This is a genomic window from Stenotrophomonas sp. FW305-C-20-S1, assembly GCF_058783335.1.
Window position 1 is genome coordinate 59,182 of the sequence record NZ_JBYTEK010000010.1, and the last position, 13,253, is coordinate 72,434.

Consider the following 13,253-nt stretch of genomic DNA (forward strand, 5'->3'; position numbering starts at 1 on the left):
CGGCAGGGCCGCACATGCCTGCCATGCTTTGGCGCGCCTGTCATGCAGCCCTGCAGCGTGCTTCGCACGCACAGGTTCCGGTACTCTTGCGCCTTTCGTTTTGCAGGAATGCCTTACAGGATGAGCCACGACGCAGTCGCCCCCATCGCCGGCCAGGGAAAGATGCCGCGCCAGATCCCGTACATCATCGGCAATGAGGCCTGCGAGCGGTTCAGTTTCTACGGGATGCGCAACATCCTGGTGCAGTTCCTGATCACCTCCCTGCTGCTGCAGGAAATCACGGCCGAAGGCCGTGCCGGTGAAGCCAAGGACATCATGCACAGCTTCATGATCGGCGTGTATTTCTTCCCGCTGCTCGGTGGCTGGCTGGCCGACAAGTTCTTCGGCAAGTACCACACCATCCTGTGGTTCAGCCTGGTCTACTGCATGGGCCATCTGTGCCTTGCGCTGTTCGAGGGCAGCCGTGGCGGCTTCTTCCTCGGCCTGGGCCTGATCGCGCTGGGCGCCGGTGGCATCAAGCCGCTGGTGGCCTCGTTCATGGGCGACCAGTTCGACCAGAGCAACAAGCACCTGGCCAAGATCGTCTTCGACGCCTTCTACTGGATCATCAATTTCGGCTCGTTGTTCGCCTCGCTGCTGATCCCGCTGGTGCTGAAGAACTGGGGCCCGCAGTGGGCGTTCGGTATTCCGGGCATCCTGATGTTCATCGCCACCTTCGTGTTCTGGCTGGGCCGCAAGCGCTACGTGCTGGTGCCGTTGCCGCCCAAGGACCCGCATTCGTTCGCCAATGTGGTGCGCACCGCGCTGACCACGCGGGTGGCCGGCCAGGGCCGTCCGGGCCTGGTGATCGCCGTGCTCGGCCTGGTGCTGGCGGTGGCCTCGTTCGGCCTGGTCGGCTCGCTCGGCATCGTGATCTGCCTGTGCCTGGCGCTGGTCTCGATCCTGGCAGGCATCGGTGGTGGCACCTGGCTGCAGCTGGACCGCGCGCGCGGCCAGCATCCTGCCGAAGCCGTGGAAGGCGTGCGCTCGGTGCTGCGCGTGCTGGTGATCTTCGCCCTGACCACGCCGTTCTTCTCGCTGTTCGACCAGAAAGCCTCGACCTGGGTGCTGCAGGGCCAGCAGATGCAGATGCCGAGCTGGTTCACCGCCTCGCAGATGCAGGCGCTGAACCCGCTGCTGGTGATGATCCTGATTCCGTTCAACAACCTGGTGCTGTACCCGGCCCTGCGCCGCTTCGGTTTCGAGCCCACCGCGCTGCGCCGGATGACCGCCGGCATCGCTTTCAGCGGCCTGGCCTGGATCGTGGTGGGTGGCATCCAGGTGGTGATGGATGGTGGCAATGCGATGTCGATCTTCTGGCAGATGCTGCCGTACGCGCTGCTGACCTTCGGTGAGGTGCTGGTCTCGGCCACCGGCCTGGAGTTCGCCTACAGCCAGGCCCCGCAGGCGATGAAGGGCGTGGTGATGAGCTTCTGGAACCTGACCACCACCATCGGCAACCTGTGGGTGCTGCTGTCCAATGCGGCCGTACGCAACGAGACGGTGACCCACCAGATTGCGGGGACCGGGTTGAGCGAGGCGGCATTCCTGATGTTCTTCTTCGCCGGTTTCGCCTTCGTCGCGGCGTTGGCCTTCGGTTGGTATGCGAAACGCTATCGTATGGTCGACAACTACCGCACCGCCTGAGCCTGACATGACCCCCGTCAATCTGCTGTTGATCGCCATCACCGCCATCCTGTCGTGGATGGCGTTCAACAACCGCAAGCTGGCCGACCGCCTGATCCTGTGGCCGCCGGCGGTGGATCGCCACCGCCAGTACGACCGCCTGATCACCTACGGCTTCATCCATGCCGACTGGTCGCACCTGATCTTCAACATGATCACCCTGTTCTTCTTCGGGGGGTTCATCGAGAGCGTGATGGTGCTGCTGACCGGCAGCTACCTGGTCTATCCGGCGTTCTACGTCGGTGCGTTGCTGGTCTCGATCCTGCCCAGCTACCTGAAGAACCAGAAGAACCCGAACTACCTCAGCCTCGGAGCGTCCGGGGCAGTGTCGGCGGTGCTGTTCGCCTTCATCCTGATCAAGCCGTGGTCGATCATCCTGGTGTTCTTCATCCCGGCGCCGGCGATCGTCTATGCCGCGTTCTACGTCGGCTACAGCATCTGGATGGACAAGCGCGGTGGCGATCGCATCAACCACAGCGCGCACCTGGCCGGTGCGGCGTTCGGCGTGATCTTCATGCTGGCCATGCAGCCGAGCATCTTCAGTCACTTCCTGCGCGAACTGTCCAACCCGACCTTCCGCCTCGGCGGCGGCTGAGGGGGGGGGGGCGGGGTCGGATCCGCCGGATCCGACCCCCGGGGCTGCGGCCCCGCTCCGGGTCAGGCCCGGGTCTGCTGACCGTAGGTATCGAGCAGGCGGGAGAAGACTTCCTCGCCGATGCTCTGGAACGCCTGGTCTTCGGTCTGTCCCTCCACGGCCAGTTGCAGCAGGCCCTCCAGCAGGGCGTGATCGGTATCGGATTGGGAATCGCTGGGGTGCATCACGGGCCTCCACGGCAGATCGCTTGGTCAACTGTCGCAAGGGGCATGCCAGGCTGGCGCACCCCTGCAGAGGGGGTAGCGGCCGGCTGGCCTGAAGCTTGAGGGCAACAAGTGACGCAACGGGCGCAGACTTGTCCCTGTTCAGACTTCACGCGATCATGGCGCCCGCGTGCGCACCATCCACGCAGTCGCCGCAGGAGACAGTCCCATGGCTTCGGTCACGCCCCCCGGTCTGGCTTACGAGGTCGAACACGATCAGGTCAACCACCGTTTCACCGCCCGCGTGCGCGGGCAGGTGGCACTGTTGGAGTACCAGATCAAACGCAGGCGGATGGTCATCACCCATACCGAAGTGCCCGAGCCGATCGCCGGACGTGGCATTGCCGGTGAGCTGACCCGGGTCGCACTGCGTTTCGCCCGTGAGCAGAAGTACAAGGTGGTGCCGGCATGTGCCTATGCCGAGGCGTTCCTGCAGCGGCACGAGGAGTACCACGATCTGCTTGTGGGCTGAATCCAGCGGGCCACCCTTCAGCCAGGGCAGGCGATGATGCATGAACATGAACAGGGGATCCCGATGAAGATTGGAAACAACCGGCCACTGCACGCCAGCGTGCTGGCCGGCGCTATGGGCGTGCTGTTGCTGGCCGGTTGCCAGCGCGAGAACGAGGCGGCTCCGGCCACCGATGCCGCACCTGCGGCCGAAACCACCGGCACCGCCGAGGCACCCGCGGCGGAAGCGCCGTTGGATCTGCGCGATGTGATCGAGAACAACGAACGTGAAGTGGTCGGCATCAGCTACCCGGCGGGCATCGATCGTTATCCGGGCCTGGCACGCGCGCTGCAGGCCTATGCCACCTCCGCCCGCAGCGATCTGCAGCAGGCGCTGGACGGGCTGGGCAACGACAAGCCGACCATGCCCTATGAGTTGTCGCTGAGCTTCGAGAAGCTGCTGGAGACGCCGCAGCTGGTGGTGGTCAGTGCCGACGGCAGCCGCTACACCGGCGGCGCCCATGGCGAACCGCTGGTTGCTCGTTTCGTGTGGCTGCCGGCGCAGCAGCAGATGCTGAGCGCCGAGAAGCTGGTGGCCGATGCCAAGGGATGGAAAGCGATCAGCGATTTCGTCGCCGACCAGCTGCGCGAGCGTGTGGCCACCCGCCTCAGCGGCGAGGACATGGACCCGTCGCAGCTGCAGGAATCGCTGCGCAATGCCTCGCGGATGATCGCCGACGGCACCGGTCCGCAGGCCGACAACTTCAGCCAGTTCCAGCCGCTGACCGACGACAAGGGACAGATCACCGCGCTGCGCTTCGTGTTCCCGCCCTACCAGGTGGGTCCATACTCGGACGGCACCCAGACCGCCGATGTGCCGGCCTCGGTGTTGTTGCCACACGTGGCCAAGGACTACGTGGAGCTGTTCGCGCGCGGGTAACCGTAGACGAGGAGGTGACGTGGATACAGGGTTGCAGGAGCGGGTCACCGGCCTGCTCCACGAGGCCGGGGTCCAGATCGATGGAACCCGGCCGCAGGATATCCAGGTGCATGACCCGCGCTTCTTCGCGCGGGTCATCGCGCACGGCTCACTCGGCTTGGGCGAGAGCTATATGGACGGCTGGTGGGATGCCAACGTCCTCGATGAGTTCCTGTTCCACCTGATGCAGGCGCACCTGGACGAACGGGTGCACGGCTGGCGCGAGGTAGCCGACGCCTTGAAGGCGCGCCTGTTCAACCTGCAGTCCGGGGCGGGCAGCTACGAAGTCGGCCGCCGCCACTATGACCTTGGCAATGACCTGTACCAGGCGATGCTTGGCCAGCGCCTGGTCTACAGCTGTGGTTACTGGCGCAATGCCGACGATCTGGATGGCGCGCAGGAAGCCAAGCTGGACTTGGTGTGCCGCAAGCTGGGGCTGCGTCCCGGGCAACGCGTGCTGGACATCGGCTGCGGTTGGGGCGAGGCGCTGAAGTTCGCCGCCGAACGATACGGTGTCAGTGGCGTGGGCATCACCATCTCGCAGGAGCAGGCCGACTTCGCCCGCAAGCTGTGCGCTGGCCTGCCGATCGAGATCCGGCTGCAGGACTATCGCGAACTTGACGAACCTTTCGATGCGATCTTCTCGATCGGCATGTTCGAACACGTGGGCGACAAGAACTACCGCAGCTTTTTCGACGTGGCCCGGCGCTGCCTCTCGCCGCGGGGACTGCTGCTGTTGCATACCATCGGCAGCAACATTTCGCGTCACCGCACCGATCCGTGGATCGCCCGCTACATCTTTCCCAATTCGATGCTGCCGTCGGCGGTGCAGATCAGCCGGGCGTTCGAAGGGCGCTTCGTGCTGGAGGACTGGCACAACTTCGGTACCGACTACGACCTGACGCTGCAAGCCTGGCGGCGCAACGTGGAAGCGGCGTGGCCGCGGCTGGACGCGCGCTATGACGAACATTTCCGGCGCATGTGGCGTTTCTATCTGGCCGGATCGATGGCCAGCTTCCGCTGCCGGCATGCGCAGCTGTGGCAGCTGGTGCTGTCGCCGGAGGGCGTGCCCGGGGGATATGTAGCGCCGCGGTGATCGCCGGCGGAGGCGCGCAACCGCAGCAGCCCGCCGTCTTGCCGGGCTGCTGCGGCATCACCCTTGCGTCAGTTGGCGACGGTGTAGACGTATCCCAACGACGTGTTGGCCGTGTCGGTTCGGGCTCTGACCTTGAAGTGCATCGGCGGCAGATTGCGTCCGCTCATGCGGCATTCCTCGAGCTCATCGACCTTGCAGGTGAACTGCGTTTCGGTGGGTTCAAAGCCCATGCCAATGTAGATGTCCAGGTCGGGATTGGCGCGCAGCTTGGTCGTCGTGTACCGGTTTGCCTTGGGCTTGACGACGCCGGAAATGCTCTCGCCCTCCATCAGCGTCACATTGATGCCGGCCGTGCGGGATCCGCCCGGAGCGGTCTGCAGGTTCCACGACAGACAGACCGCATCTGCCGGATCGTTGCAGGCAACCTCCTGCGTGTCGTAGGCACGTCCTGCAGCCATGGCCTGGGATGCAGAAAAGGTTGCGATGCCAGCCAGCACGCTGGCACACAGCAAGGGAGCTTTGAAGCGCATTTTCATGTTTTTTCACAACGGGAAGTCAGGACGATTGACTGGCGTTCGCACCTCCTGTGCTCGCCTCCCTCCGTGGTCGGTCGGGGCCGAGTGGGCCACAAGCGGCACCGCGCGTTCTGGGGCCACTGTCAAATTTCGTCGTGGAATGATCTTCTCCTGACAACTTCATTTGATTTGCGACAAGCGGTGTCGCGAACTGCTGTATCGGGCTGAATGACGGGTATATGACGCGGCCATCTTCTTGCACCTACGTCATGGCAAGAGGCGAATGCGACAGCGGGTAAAAGGCCAGCATCGGCAATGCGCCAGGTCCGCCCCGGCGAAAAAAAAACCGCCCGGTCTCCCGGGCGGTTTTCGTTTCACGCTATGCGGTGCCGGCGATCAGTTGCCGGTGCCGGTCAGGCCACGCTTTTCCAGCAGCGGTTCGATCTGCGGCTCGTGGCCGGCAAAATCGCGGAACAGCTGCATCGCATCCACGCTGCCACCCTTGGACAGCAGGGTCGCGCGGAAGTGGTCGCCGTTCTTGCGGCTCAGGCCGCCGTTGTCGCGGAACCACTTCTGGGTGTTGGCGTCGAGCACTTCCGACCAGATGTAGGCGTAGTAGCCGGCCGAGTAGCCGCCCATGATGTGGCTGAAATACGGGGTCCTGTAGCGCGGCGGAACCGGCGCATAGTAGATGCCGTCCTTCTCCAGCGCGGCGCGCTCGAAGGCCATCACGTCCTTGGCGGCCGGGACCTGGTCCGGGCCGATCTGGTGCCAGCGCTGGTCGAGCATGGCGGCGCCCAGGTACTCGGTGGTGGCAAAGCCCTGGTTGAACTTGGCCGCGGCCAGCACCTTGTCCAGCAGTGCCTGCGGCATTGCCGAGCCGTTCTGGTAGTGCTTGGCGTAGTTCTTCAGGATGGCCGGATTGTCGGCCCACATCTCGTTGACCTGCGAGGGGAACTCGACGAAGTCGCGCGGCACCGCTGTGCCCGAGAAGTACGGATACTTCACATTCGAGAACATGCCGTGCAGGGCGTGGCCGAACTCGTGGAAGGTGGTGCTCACTTCATCCCAGGTCAGCAGGGTCGGCTGGCCGGCCGGCGGCTTGGGAATGTTCAGGTGGTTGGCCACCACCGGCTTGAAGCCGGTCAGCTTGGACTGCGAGACGTACGAGTTCATCCATGCACCGCCGCGCTTGGAGGCACGTGCGTACGGGTCGAAGATGAAGATCGCCAGCTGGCTGCCGTCGGCATCGAACACGTCATAGACGGTGACGTCATCGTGGTAGACCGGCAGGTCGGTGCGCTGCTTGAAGGTCAGGCCGAATTCCTGGTTGGCGGCGAAGAACACGCCGTTCTCCAGCACGTTCTTCATCTCGAAGTACGGCTTCAGCTGCGATTCGTCGAAGTTGTACTTGGCCTGGCGCACCTTCTCGCTGTAGAAGGCCCAGTCCCACGGCTCCAGCTTGAAGGTCGGCTTGCCGGCGGCCTTCTGTTCCTGGTCGATCATTGCCTGCAGGTCGGCGGCTTCGCGCTTGGCGTTGGCCACCGCTGCCGGGGCCAGCTTGCCGAGCATCGCATTGACCGCTTCAGGGGTCTTGGCGGTCTGGTTGGTCAGGTTGTAGGCGGCGAAGTTGGCAAAGCCCATCAGCTTGGCCTTGTCGGCGCGCAGCTGCATGATGCGCGCGACCAGCGCGGTGTTGTCGAACTCACCGCCGCGGCTGCCGCGGGTGGTGGACGCTTCGTAGATCTTCTGGCGCAGGGCACGGTTGGCCAGGTTGGTCAGCGGCGGCTGGCCGGTGGTGTTGAGCAGGGTGATCACGTACTTGCCGTCCAGGCCACGGGCCTTGGCGGCTTCGGCGGCAGCGGCGATCTGCTCCTTGGACAGGCCGTCCAGTTCCTTGACGTCGTTGACGGTGATCGCCGAAGCGTTCACTTCCGACTGCACGTTCTGGCTGAACTTGGTGCCGAGGTTGGCCAGCTCGGCGTTCATTTCCTTCAGCTTGGTCTTGTCGGCCTCGGACAGCTTGGCGCCGGCGCGCACGTAATTGTCGTAGTACTTCTCGACCAGGCGCACGCCTTCAGCGTCCAGGCCCAGGGTGGTGCGGCTGTCATACAGCGCCTGGATGCGTGCGAACAGCTTGCCGTTCAGCGCGATCGCATCGCTGTGCGCGGCGAACTTCGCCGAATAGTCGGCCTGCAGCTTCTTGCGGGTGTCGTTGGTGTCGGCGCCGACCAGGCTGAAGAACACGGTGGTCGCGCGGTCCAGGGTGTCACCGCTCTTTTCCAGGGCGATGATGGTGTTGTCGAAGGTCGGCTTGGCCTTGGTGTTGGCGATCGCCTCCACTTCCTTCAGCTGCTGCGCCATGCCGGCGTCGAAGGCCGGGGCGAAGTCGCTGTCCTTGATCTTGTCGAACTGCGGGAAATGCAGCGGCAGCGGGCTGTCGGCGAAGAACGGATTGGCCTGCTGGGCATTGGCAGCGGCGGCCGGGGCGGCGGCGCTGGCCGAATAGGCGGGCAGGGCAAGGCCGAGGGTCATGGCCACGGCAAGGGCAAGGCGGGTGGTCAAGGTCGATACTCCGGTAAGGCAAACAAGGGCCCGAGGGTAACCCGGCCCGGCGCGCCCGCACTTGTGTCAAAAGGCATGTTGGCAAAGCCGCCCCGCAGCAGGGCCACCCCCTGGGTGGCTGCCCGGGTACCATGCAATCACCGCCCACGGCCATCCGCCATGACCACTGCCTACGATTTCAGCTTCCGCGACCTTGAAGGCCAGCCGCAGGCGTTGGCACAGTACCAGGGCCGTCCGCTGCTGCTGGTCAACGTGGCCAGCCGCTGTGGCTTTACCCCGCAGTACACCGGGTTGGAACAGCTGTGGCAGGACTATCGTGATCGCGGCCTGGTGGTGATCGGATTTCCCTGCAACCAGTTCGGCGCGCAGGAGCCGGGCGATGCCGCGCAGATCCGCCAGTTCTGTTCGATCGATTACCCGGTCAGCTTCCCGCTGTCGCAGAAGATCGAGGTCAATGGCGAGGGTGCCGACCCGCTGTGGGCATGGCTGTCTCATGAGAAGCGCGGGTTGCTGGGTATCGCCCGCATCAAGTGGAACTTCAGCAAGTTCCTGGTCGATCGCCAGGGCCAGGTGGTGGATCGCTATGCGCCGACCACCAAGCCGGAGCAGTTGCGCGGCGGCATCGAGGCGGTGTTGTGACCGGTAGCGCCGGGCCATGCCCGGCGACCGATATCCGCCGGGCATGGCCCGACGCTACCGAGGCAGCTTATTTCTCGACGAACGCGCGCTCGAACACGTAGTGCCCGGGCGTACCGATGCGCGGCGAAGTCTGGAAGCCACGGCTGTCCAGCACGGTGCGCAGGTCGGCCAGCATCTGCGGGCTGCCGCAGATCATCGCGCGGTCGTTTTCCGGGCTCAGCTCGGGCAGGCCGAGCGTGCGCTGCATCTCGCCGCTTTCCATCAGCGAGGTCAGGCGGCCCTGGTTCGGGAACGGCTCGCGGGTCACCGCCGGGTAGTACAGCAGCTTGTCGCCGACCATTTCGCCCAGGAACTCATGCTCACGCAGTTCCTTCTCGAAATAATCGCGGTAGGCCAGGTCCTTTTCGTAGCGCACACCGTGGCACAGGATCACCTTGTCGAAGCGCTCGTAGGTCTCCGGGTCCTTGATCACCGACAGCCACGGCGCCAGGCCGGTGCCGGTGCCCAGCAGGTACAGGTGCTTGCCCGGGTGCAGGTCGCTGATCAGCAGGGTGCCGGTGGGCTTCTTGCCGACCAGTACCTTGTCGCCTGGCTTGATGTGCTGCAGGCGCGAGGTCAGCGGACCGTCCTGCACCTTGATGCTGAAAAATTCCAGCTGTTCTTCCCAGTTGGCGCTGGCGATGGAGTACGCGCGCAGCAGCGGCCGCGCATCGGTCTCCAGGCCGATCATCACGAACTGGCCGTTCTCGAAGCGGAAACCGCTGTCACGGGTGAGGGTGAAGCTGAAGTAGGCGTCGGTCCAGTGGCGGACCTCAAGCACCGTTTCGGCGCCGAAAGCGGAGGACATGGGCGTATCTATCGGAAGTCGTCGGGTCAATTCTATCTCAAATGAGACAGGTTCTCATTAGGCGGAACGAGAGGCGTTCTCAGCGATAACCGGCCGCCTGCAGTTCGAACAGTTCGGCATAGCGGCCGCCCTGGGCCATCAGCTGCTCGTGCGTGCCGCTGGCTTCGATCCGGCCATCGGCCAGCACCAGGATGCGGTCGGCCATGCGTACTGAAGAGAAGCGGTGGGAAATCAGCACTGCCGTACGATTATCCGCCAATTCCCTGAACCGCTGGAACACCTCGAACTCGGCGCGGGCGTCCAGTGCCGCGGTGGGCTCGTCCAGGATCATCACCTGTGCATCGCGCATCCACGCACGGGCAATGGCGATCTTCTGCCACTGCCCACCGGACAGGTCCACGCCCTGCTGGAAGCGGCGGCCGATCTGCTGGTCGTAGCCGCCGGGCAGGGCAGCGATCACTTCCTCGGCCATGCCGCGGCGGGCGGCATCGGAGATCCGCGCGCGGTCGTCCATCGCTTCGACCTGGCCGACACCGATGTTCTCGCCGGCACTGAGGTTGTAGCGCACGAAATCCTGGAAGATCACGCCCAGATTGGCGCGCAGGTCGTCCAGGTCGTAGTCGCGCAGGTCGCGCCCATCCAGCAGGATGCGGCCTTCGTCCGGTTCGTACAGGCGTGCCAGCAGCTTGACCAGGGTGGTCTTGCCCGCGCCGTTCTCGCCGACCAGCGCCAGTACTTCGCCCGCGTGCAGGTGGAAATCCAGGTGGCGCACGGCCCATTGCTCGGCATCGGGGTAGCGGAAGCCCACGTCCTCGAACATGAAGCCCTCGCGGATCGGCTGCGGCACGCGCACCGCGTCCTGGCGCGAGTGGATTTCCGGTTCAATCTGGAAGAACGAATACAGGTCGTCCAGGTACAGCGCCTGGCTGGCCACCTGCGAGAACCCGATCAGCAGGCCTTCCAGCAACTGGCGCAGGCGCAGGAAGCTGCCGGCGAGAAAGGTCAGGTCACCGATCGAGAAATCGCCACGCACCGTGCGCCAGGCGATATAGGCATACGCGGTGTAGTAGCCCAGCGTGCCCAGCGCGGCCAGCAGCGTGCCCCAGAACGCCCGCCGCCGGGCAAGCGCGCGGTTGGCCAGGAACAGTGCCGCCGACAGGCTGCGGTAGCGGTCGACCAGGAACCGGTGCAGGTTGAAGATCTTTACTTCCTTGGCCGTCTCCACGCTGGCACCGAGCTGGCGCAGGTAGTCCAGCTGGCGGCGCTCCGGCGTCCACAGGAAGTTGAGGCTGTAGCCGGCCGCATTGAAGTGCGACTCGCCGATGAAGGCCGGCACCAGCGCCAGCGCCAGCAGCAGGATCAGCCACGGTGCGTAGACCAGCAGGCCGACGGCCAGGCTGGCAACGGTGATCGCATCCTGCACCTGGCCGAACAGCTGGCTCATCAGGTTCATCCGGCCCATGGTCTGGCGCCGTGCGCGGTCCAGCTTGTCCTGCAGGTCCGGGTCCTCGAAATCCTCCAGGTCCAGGGTCGCCGCATGTTCCATCAGGCGCACGCTGGTGGCGTTGGCGAACAGCTCCGACAACAGCGCATCTGCGTAGCTGACCAGCCGACCGAGCAGGTCCGAGGCGATCGCCAGGCCGAATTCCAGTGCCAGCAGGCCGAGCAGTGGATTGAGCAGGCCGCTGGACAGCGCCTCGCCCATCGGCGGAAAACCGGCTCCGTGCTGGCTCAGGTGCAGGGCGGTATCGATGATCAGCTTGCCGACGTACAACATCGCCACCGGCAGCAGCGCACGGATCAGGCGCAGGCCGAGGCTGGCCAGGGTCAGTGCGCGGCTGGTCTGCCACACCTGGCGCAGGAACGGCGGCAGGTTGCGCATCGCCTTGAAGCGTTGGCGCAGGCTGGGTTTCTTGGCGCCGGCAGCGCCGGCAATGGGAGAGGCGGGCATGCCGCCATTGTGCGCGCCTGATACGTGCAGGTGGGGTCAGGGCAGCCGTGTGGCCGCACGGGGTCGGATCCCTTTGCTGTGCAAAGGGCTCTGACCCCATCGGCCCGAATCGGGTCAGAGCCCTTCGCAATGCGAAGGGCTGGACCCACCCGCATCCACGCATGGCGTGGATCTACCGAGGCCAGCGCGAGACTGGCCCCGCCGAGAATCACGGCAGCGGTGGCAGCAGCCCAGCCCCCAGCCGGTTCCAGGCATTGATCACTGCAATGCCCATGCTCAGGTCACTGATGCCTTTTTCATCAAAGTGAGGTGCCAGCGCATCGAACGCCGCCTGCGACGGTGCGCCATCGGTCAACCGGGTCAGCGCCTCGGCCCAGCCCAGCGCCGCGCGCTCGCGGTCGTCGAAGAAGCGGCTTTCGTGCCAAGCGGGCAGCGTATCCAGCTTGCGCGGTTCGATGCCGCCCTTGCGCAGCGCCGTGCCGTGCATGTCCATGCAGTAGCCACAGCCATTGAGCTGCGACACGCGCAGGAACACCAGTTCCATCAACGTCGGATCGATCGAACTGTCATGCACCGCCTTGCTGGTGGCCAGCAGGCCCTTGAAGGCATCGGCGGCCAGGCGGGTGTAGGGAACGCGGGGCGAGGCGTGGTCGGACATTTTCGGCTCCACGGCGGCCACGGTGGCCGCCTTTCATTACAAGGACGCCGCAGCATCGCCGCGCGTGACAACCGACGGCAATTTGTTCGGATTGAGCACGCTGTAGAGATTGGCGATGCGGCCATCGACCACCTCGATGGTGGTGATCGAGTGCAGGTGGTCGCCTTCGAAACGCAGGATCGCCGGTTCGCCATTGACGTAGCCGAGCTGTGCCGGATGCGCCGCGCCGCGACGGGCGATGGCCCAGTACAGGCGGCCGATACGCTCGGCACCCCGCAGTGGTCGCACCGCTGCGGTGACCACGCCACCGCCATCGGAAACCAGCAGCGCGTTGGCATGCAGCAGCGCCTGGATGGCCTCGCTGTCGCCACGCTGGGAAGCGTCCATGAAGCGCGCCAGCAGTTGCCGGTGCTGGCTGGCATCGGCATTGAAGCGCGGCCGCCCAGACTGCAGGCGCTGCCGGGCCCGGTGCACCAGCTGGCGGCAATTGGCCTCGCTGTGGCCGATCAGCTCGGCAATCTCGCGGTAGTCGTGGTCGAAGGCTTCCTTCAGCAGGAAGGCAGCGCGCTCCTCCGGTCCGAGCTGTTCGAGCAGGGTCAGGAAGGCCACGGAGACGTCGTCGGCCAGCGCGTGCAGCTGCGCGGGGCCGGGCGCCGGGTCGGGTTCGAGGGTGATCGCCAGCGGTTCGGCCAGCCACGGGCCGACATAGTGGATGCGTTCACGCTTGGCTGCCCGCAGCCGGTCCAGCCCCAGCCGGGTGGTGGTGGTCACCAGCCAGGCCTCGGGGTCGACGATGGCGGCCGCATCGCTGCCGGCCCAGCGCAGCCAGGCGTCCTGGACCACGTCCTCGGCGTCGCTGCGGCTGCCAAGAAGGCGGTAGGCCAGCGCCATCAGGCGTGGGCGGTGGGTCTGGAAGGCGGTTTCGGCGTTCATGTGGGCAAGGACGCGCCAGCGGGGCGCAGCGTGACAG

General features: G+C 65.2%; 13 protein-coding genes. 6 read left to right on the forward strand and 7 right to left on the reverse strand.

Annotated features, from left to right (window positions below; all coding sequences use genetic code 11):
* Positions 1-120: 120 nt before the first annotated feature.
* Together AC3WTC_RS07505 and AC3WTC_RS07510 are read left to right on the forward strand one after the other, a co-directional pair.
* A complete protein-coding gene (locus AC3WTC_RS07505; RefSeq protein ID WP_492711235.1) occupies positions 121-1,686 on the forward strand; it encodes a POT-type proton-dependent oligopeptide transporter in 1,566 nt (521 codons plus the stop codon).
* 7 nt (positions 1,687-1,693) lie between these two features.
* Positions 1,694-2,320, forward strand: coding sequence for a rhomboid family intramembrane serine protease (locus tag AC3WTC_RS07510; protein WP_492711236.1), 627 nt, complete (start codon positions 1,694-1,696; stop codon positions 2,318-2,320).
* 62 nt (positions 2,321-2,382) lie between these two features.
* On the opposite strand, the gene AC3WTC_RS07515 is transcribed toward AC3WTC_RS07510, so the two are convergent.
* On the reverse strand, positions 2,383-2,544 hold the full coding sequence (locus tag AC3WTC_RS07515; RefSeq protein WP_162887673.1) for a hypothetical protein: 162 nt from the start codon (positions 2,542-2,544) through the stop codon (positions 2,383-2,385).
* A 208-nt stretch (positions 2,545-2,752) separates the two neighbouring features.
* On the opposite strand from AC3WTC_RS07515, the gene AC3WTC_RS07520 reads away from it, so the two are divergent.
* The 3 genes from AC3WTC_RS07520 to cfa are packed head-to-tail and all read left to right on the forward strand — an operon-like array spanning position 2,753 to position 5,108.
* On the forward strand, positions 2,753-3,055 hold the full coding sequence (locus AC3WTC_RS07520) for a GNAT family N-acetyltransferase (protein ID WP_025876743.1): 303 nt from the start codon (positions 2,753-2,755) through the stop codon (positions 3,053-3,055).
* A gap of 36 nt (positions 3,056-3,091) precedes the next feature.
* Positions 3,092-3,973, forward strand: a complete 882-nt coding sequence (locus tag AC3WTC_RS07525) for a DUF3298 and DUF4163 domain-containing protein (protein WP_105165031.1) — start codon at positions 3,092-3,094, stop codon at positions 3,971-3,973.
* A 19-nt stretch (positions 3,974-3,992) separates the two neighbouring features.
* Positions 3,993-5,108: a cyclopropane fatty acyl phospholipid synthase gene (gene cfa / locus AC3WTC_RS07530; protein ID WP_312401445.1), complete on the forward strand. Its 1,116-nt coding sequence runs from the start codon at positions 3,993-3,995 to the stop codon at positions 5,106-5,108.
* A gap of 68 nt (positions 5,109-5,176) precedes the next feature.
* Here the strand turns inward: cfa and AC3WTC_RS07535 are convergent, their stop codons facing one another.
* Both AC3WTC_RS07535 and AC3WTC_RS07540 read right to left on the reverse strand, forming a co-directional pair.
* Complete coding sequence (locus AC3WTC_RS07535) at positions 5,177-5,644, reverse strand: hypothetical protein (protein ID WP_140227398.1); 468 nt, start codon at positions 5,642-5,644, stop codon at positions 5,177-5,179.
* A 375-nt stretch (positions 5,645-6,019) separates the two neighbouring features.
* Positions 6,020-8,188 carry a M3 family metallopeptidase gene (locus AC3WTC_RS07540; RefSeq protein WP_032978818.1) on the reverse strand — a complete coding sequence of 723 codons (2,169 nt, stop codon included), beginning with the start codon at positions 8,186-8,188 and terminating at the stop codon, positions 6,020-6,022.
* A gap of 159 nt (positions 8,189-8,347) precedes the next feature.
* On the opposite strand from AC3WTC_RS07540, the gene AC3WTC_RS07545 reads away from it, so the two are divergent.
* Entirely contained in the window at positions 8,348-8,827 is a 480-nt protein-coding gene (locus tag AC3WTC_RS07545) for a glutathione peroxidase (protein ID WP_140225774.1), read from the forward strand.
* 67 nt (positions 8,828-8,894) lie between these two features.
* Here the strand turns inward: AC3WTC_RS07545 and AC3WTC_RS07550 are convergent, their stop codons facing one another.
* The 4 genes from AC3WTC_RS07550 to sigJ all read right to left on the reverse strand — a co-directional run bounded on the left by AC3WTC_RS07550 (position 8,895) and on the right by sigJ (position 13,216).
* A complete protein-coding gene (locus AC3WTC_RS07550; RefSeq protein WP_049466610.1) occupies positions 8,895-9,674 on the reverse strand; it encodes a ferredoxin--NADP reductase in 780 nt (259 codons plus the stop codon).
* 79 nt (positions 9,675-9,753) lie between these two features.
* Entirely contained in the window at positions 9,754-11,625 is a 1,872-nt protein-coding gene (locus tag AC3WTC_RS07555) for an ABC transporter ATP-binding protein (RefSeq protein ID WP_059064636.1), read from the reverse strand.
* Positions 11,626-11,833: 208 nt separating this feature from the next.
* Positions 11,834-12,283, reverse strand: a complete 450-nt coding sequence (locus tag AC3WTC_RS07560; RefSeq protein ID WP_025876752.1) for a carboxymuconolactone decarboxylase family protein — start codon at positions 12,281-12,283, stop codon at positions 11,834-11,836.
* 36 nt (positions 12,284-12,319) lie between these two features.
* Positions 12,320-13,216 (reverse strand): RNA polymerase sigma factor SigJ, encoded by an 897-nt coding sequence (gene sigJ, locus AC3WTC_RS07565; RefSeq protein WP_492711237.1) that lies wholly within the window; start codon positions 13,214-13,216, stop codon positions 12,320-12,322.
* Between the last annotated feature and the right edge of the window lie 37 nt (positions 13,217-13,253).

What these genes read in the sequence shown, in the direction of transcription:
- AC3WTC_RS07505 (WP_492711235.1), top strand. Translation starts at nt 121, where the DNA reads ATGAGCCACGACGCAGTCGCCCCCATCGCCGGCCAGGGAAAGATGCCG.
- AC3WTC_RS07510 (WP_492711236.1), top strand. Translation starts at nt 1,694, where the DNA reads ATGACCCCCGTCAATCTGCTGTTGATCGCCATCACCGCCATCCTGTCG.
- AC3WTC_RS07515 (WP_162887673.1), bottom strand. Translation starts at nt 2,544, where the DNA reads ATGCACCCCAGCGATTCCCAATCCGATACCGATCACGCCCTGCTGGAG.
- AC3WTC_RS07520 (WP_025876743.1), top strand. Translation starts at nt 2,753, where the DNA reads ATGGCTTCGGTCACGCCCCCCGGTCTGGCTTACGAGGTCGAACACGAT.
- AC3WTC_RS07525 (WP_105165031.1), top strand. Translation starts at nt 3,092, where the DNA reads ATGCATGAACATGAACAGGGGATCCCGATGAAGATTGGAAACAACCGG.
- AC3WTC_RS07535 (WP_140227398.1), bottom strand. Translation starts at nt 5,644, where the DNA reads ATGAAAATGCGCTTCAAAGCTCCCTTGCTGTGTGCCAGCGTGCTGGCT.
- AC3WTC_RS07545 (WP_140225774.1), top strand. Translation starts at nt 8,348, where the DNA reads ATGACCACTGCCTACGATTTCAGCTTCCGCGACCTTGAAGGCCAGCCG.
- AC3WTC_RS07550 (WP_049466610.1), bottom strand. Translation starts at nt 9,674, where the DNA reads ATGTCCTCCGCTTTCGGCGCCGAAACGGTGCTTGAGGTCCGCCACTGG.
- AC3WTC_RS07555 (WP_059064636.1), bottom strand. Translation starts at nt 11,625, where the DNA reads ATGCCCGCCTCTCCCATTGCCGGCGCTGCCGGCGCCAAGAAACCCAGC.
- AC3WTC_RS07560 (WP_025876752.1), bottom strand. Translation starts at nt 12,283, where the DNA reads ATGTCCGACCACGCCTCGCCCCGCGTTCCCTACACCCGCCTGGCCGCC.
- sigJ (WP_492711237.1), bottom strand. Translation starts at nt 13,216, where the DNA reads ATGAACGCCGAAACCGCCTTCCAGACCCACCGCCCACGCCTGATGGCG.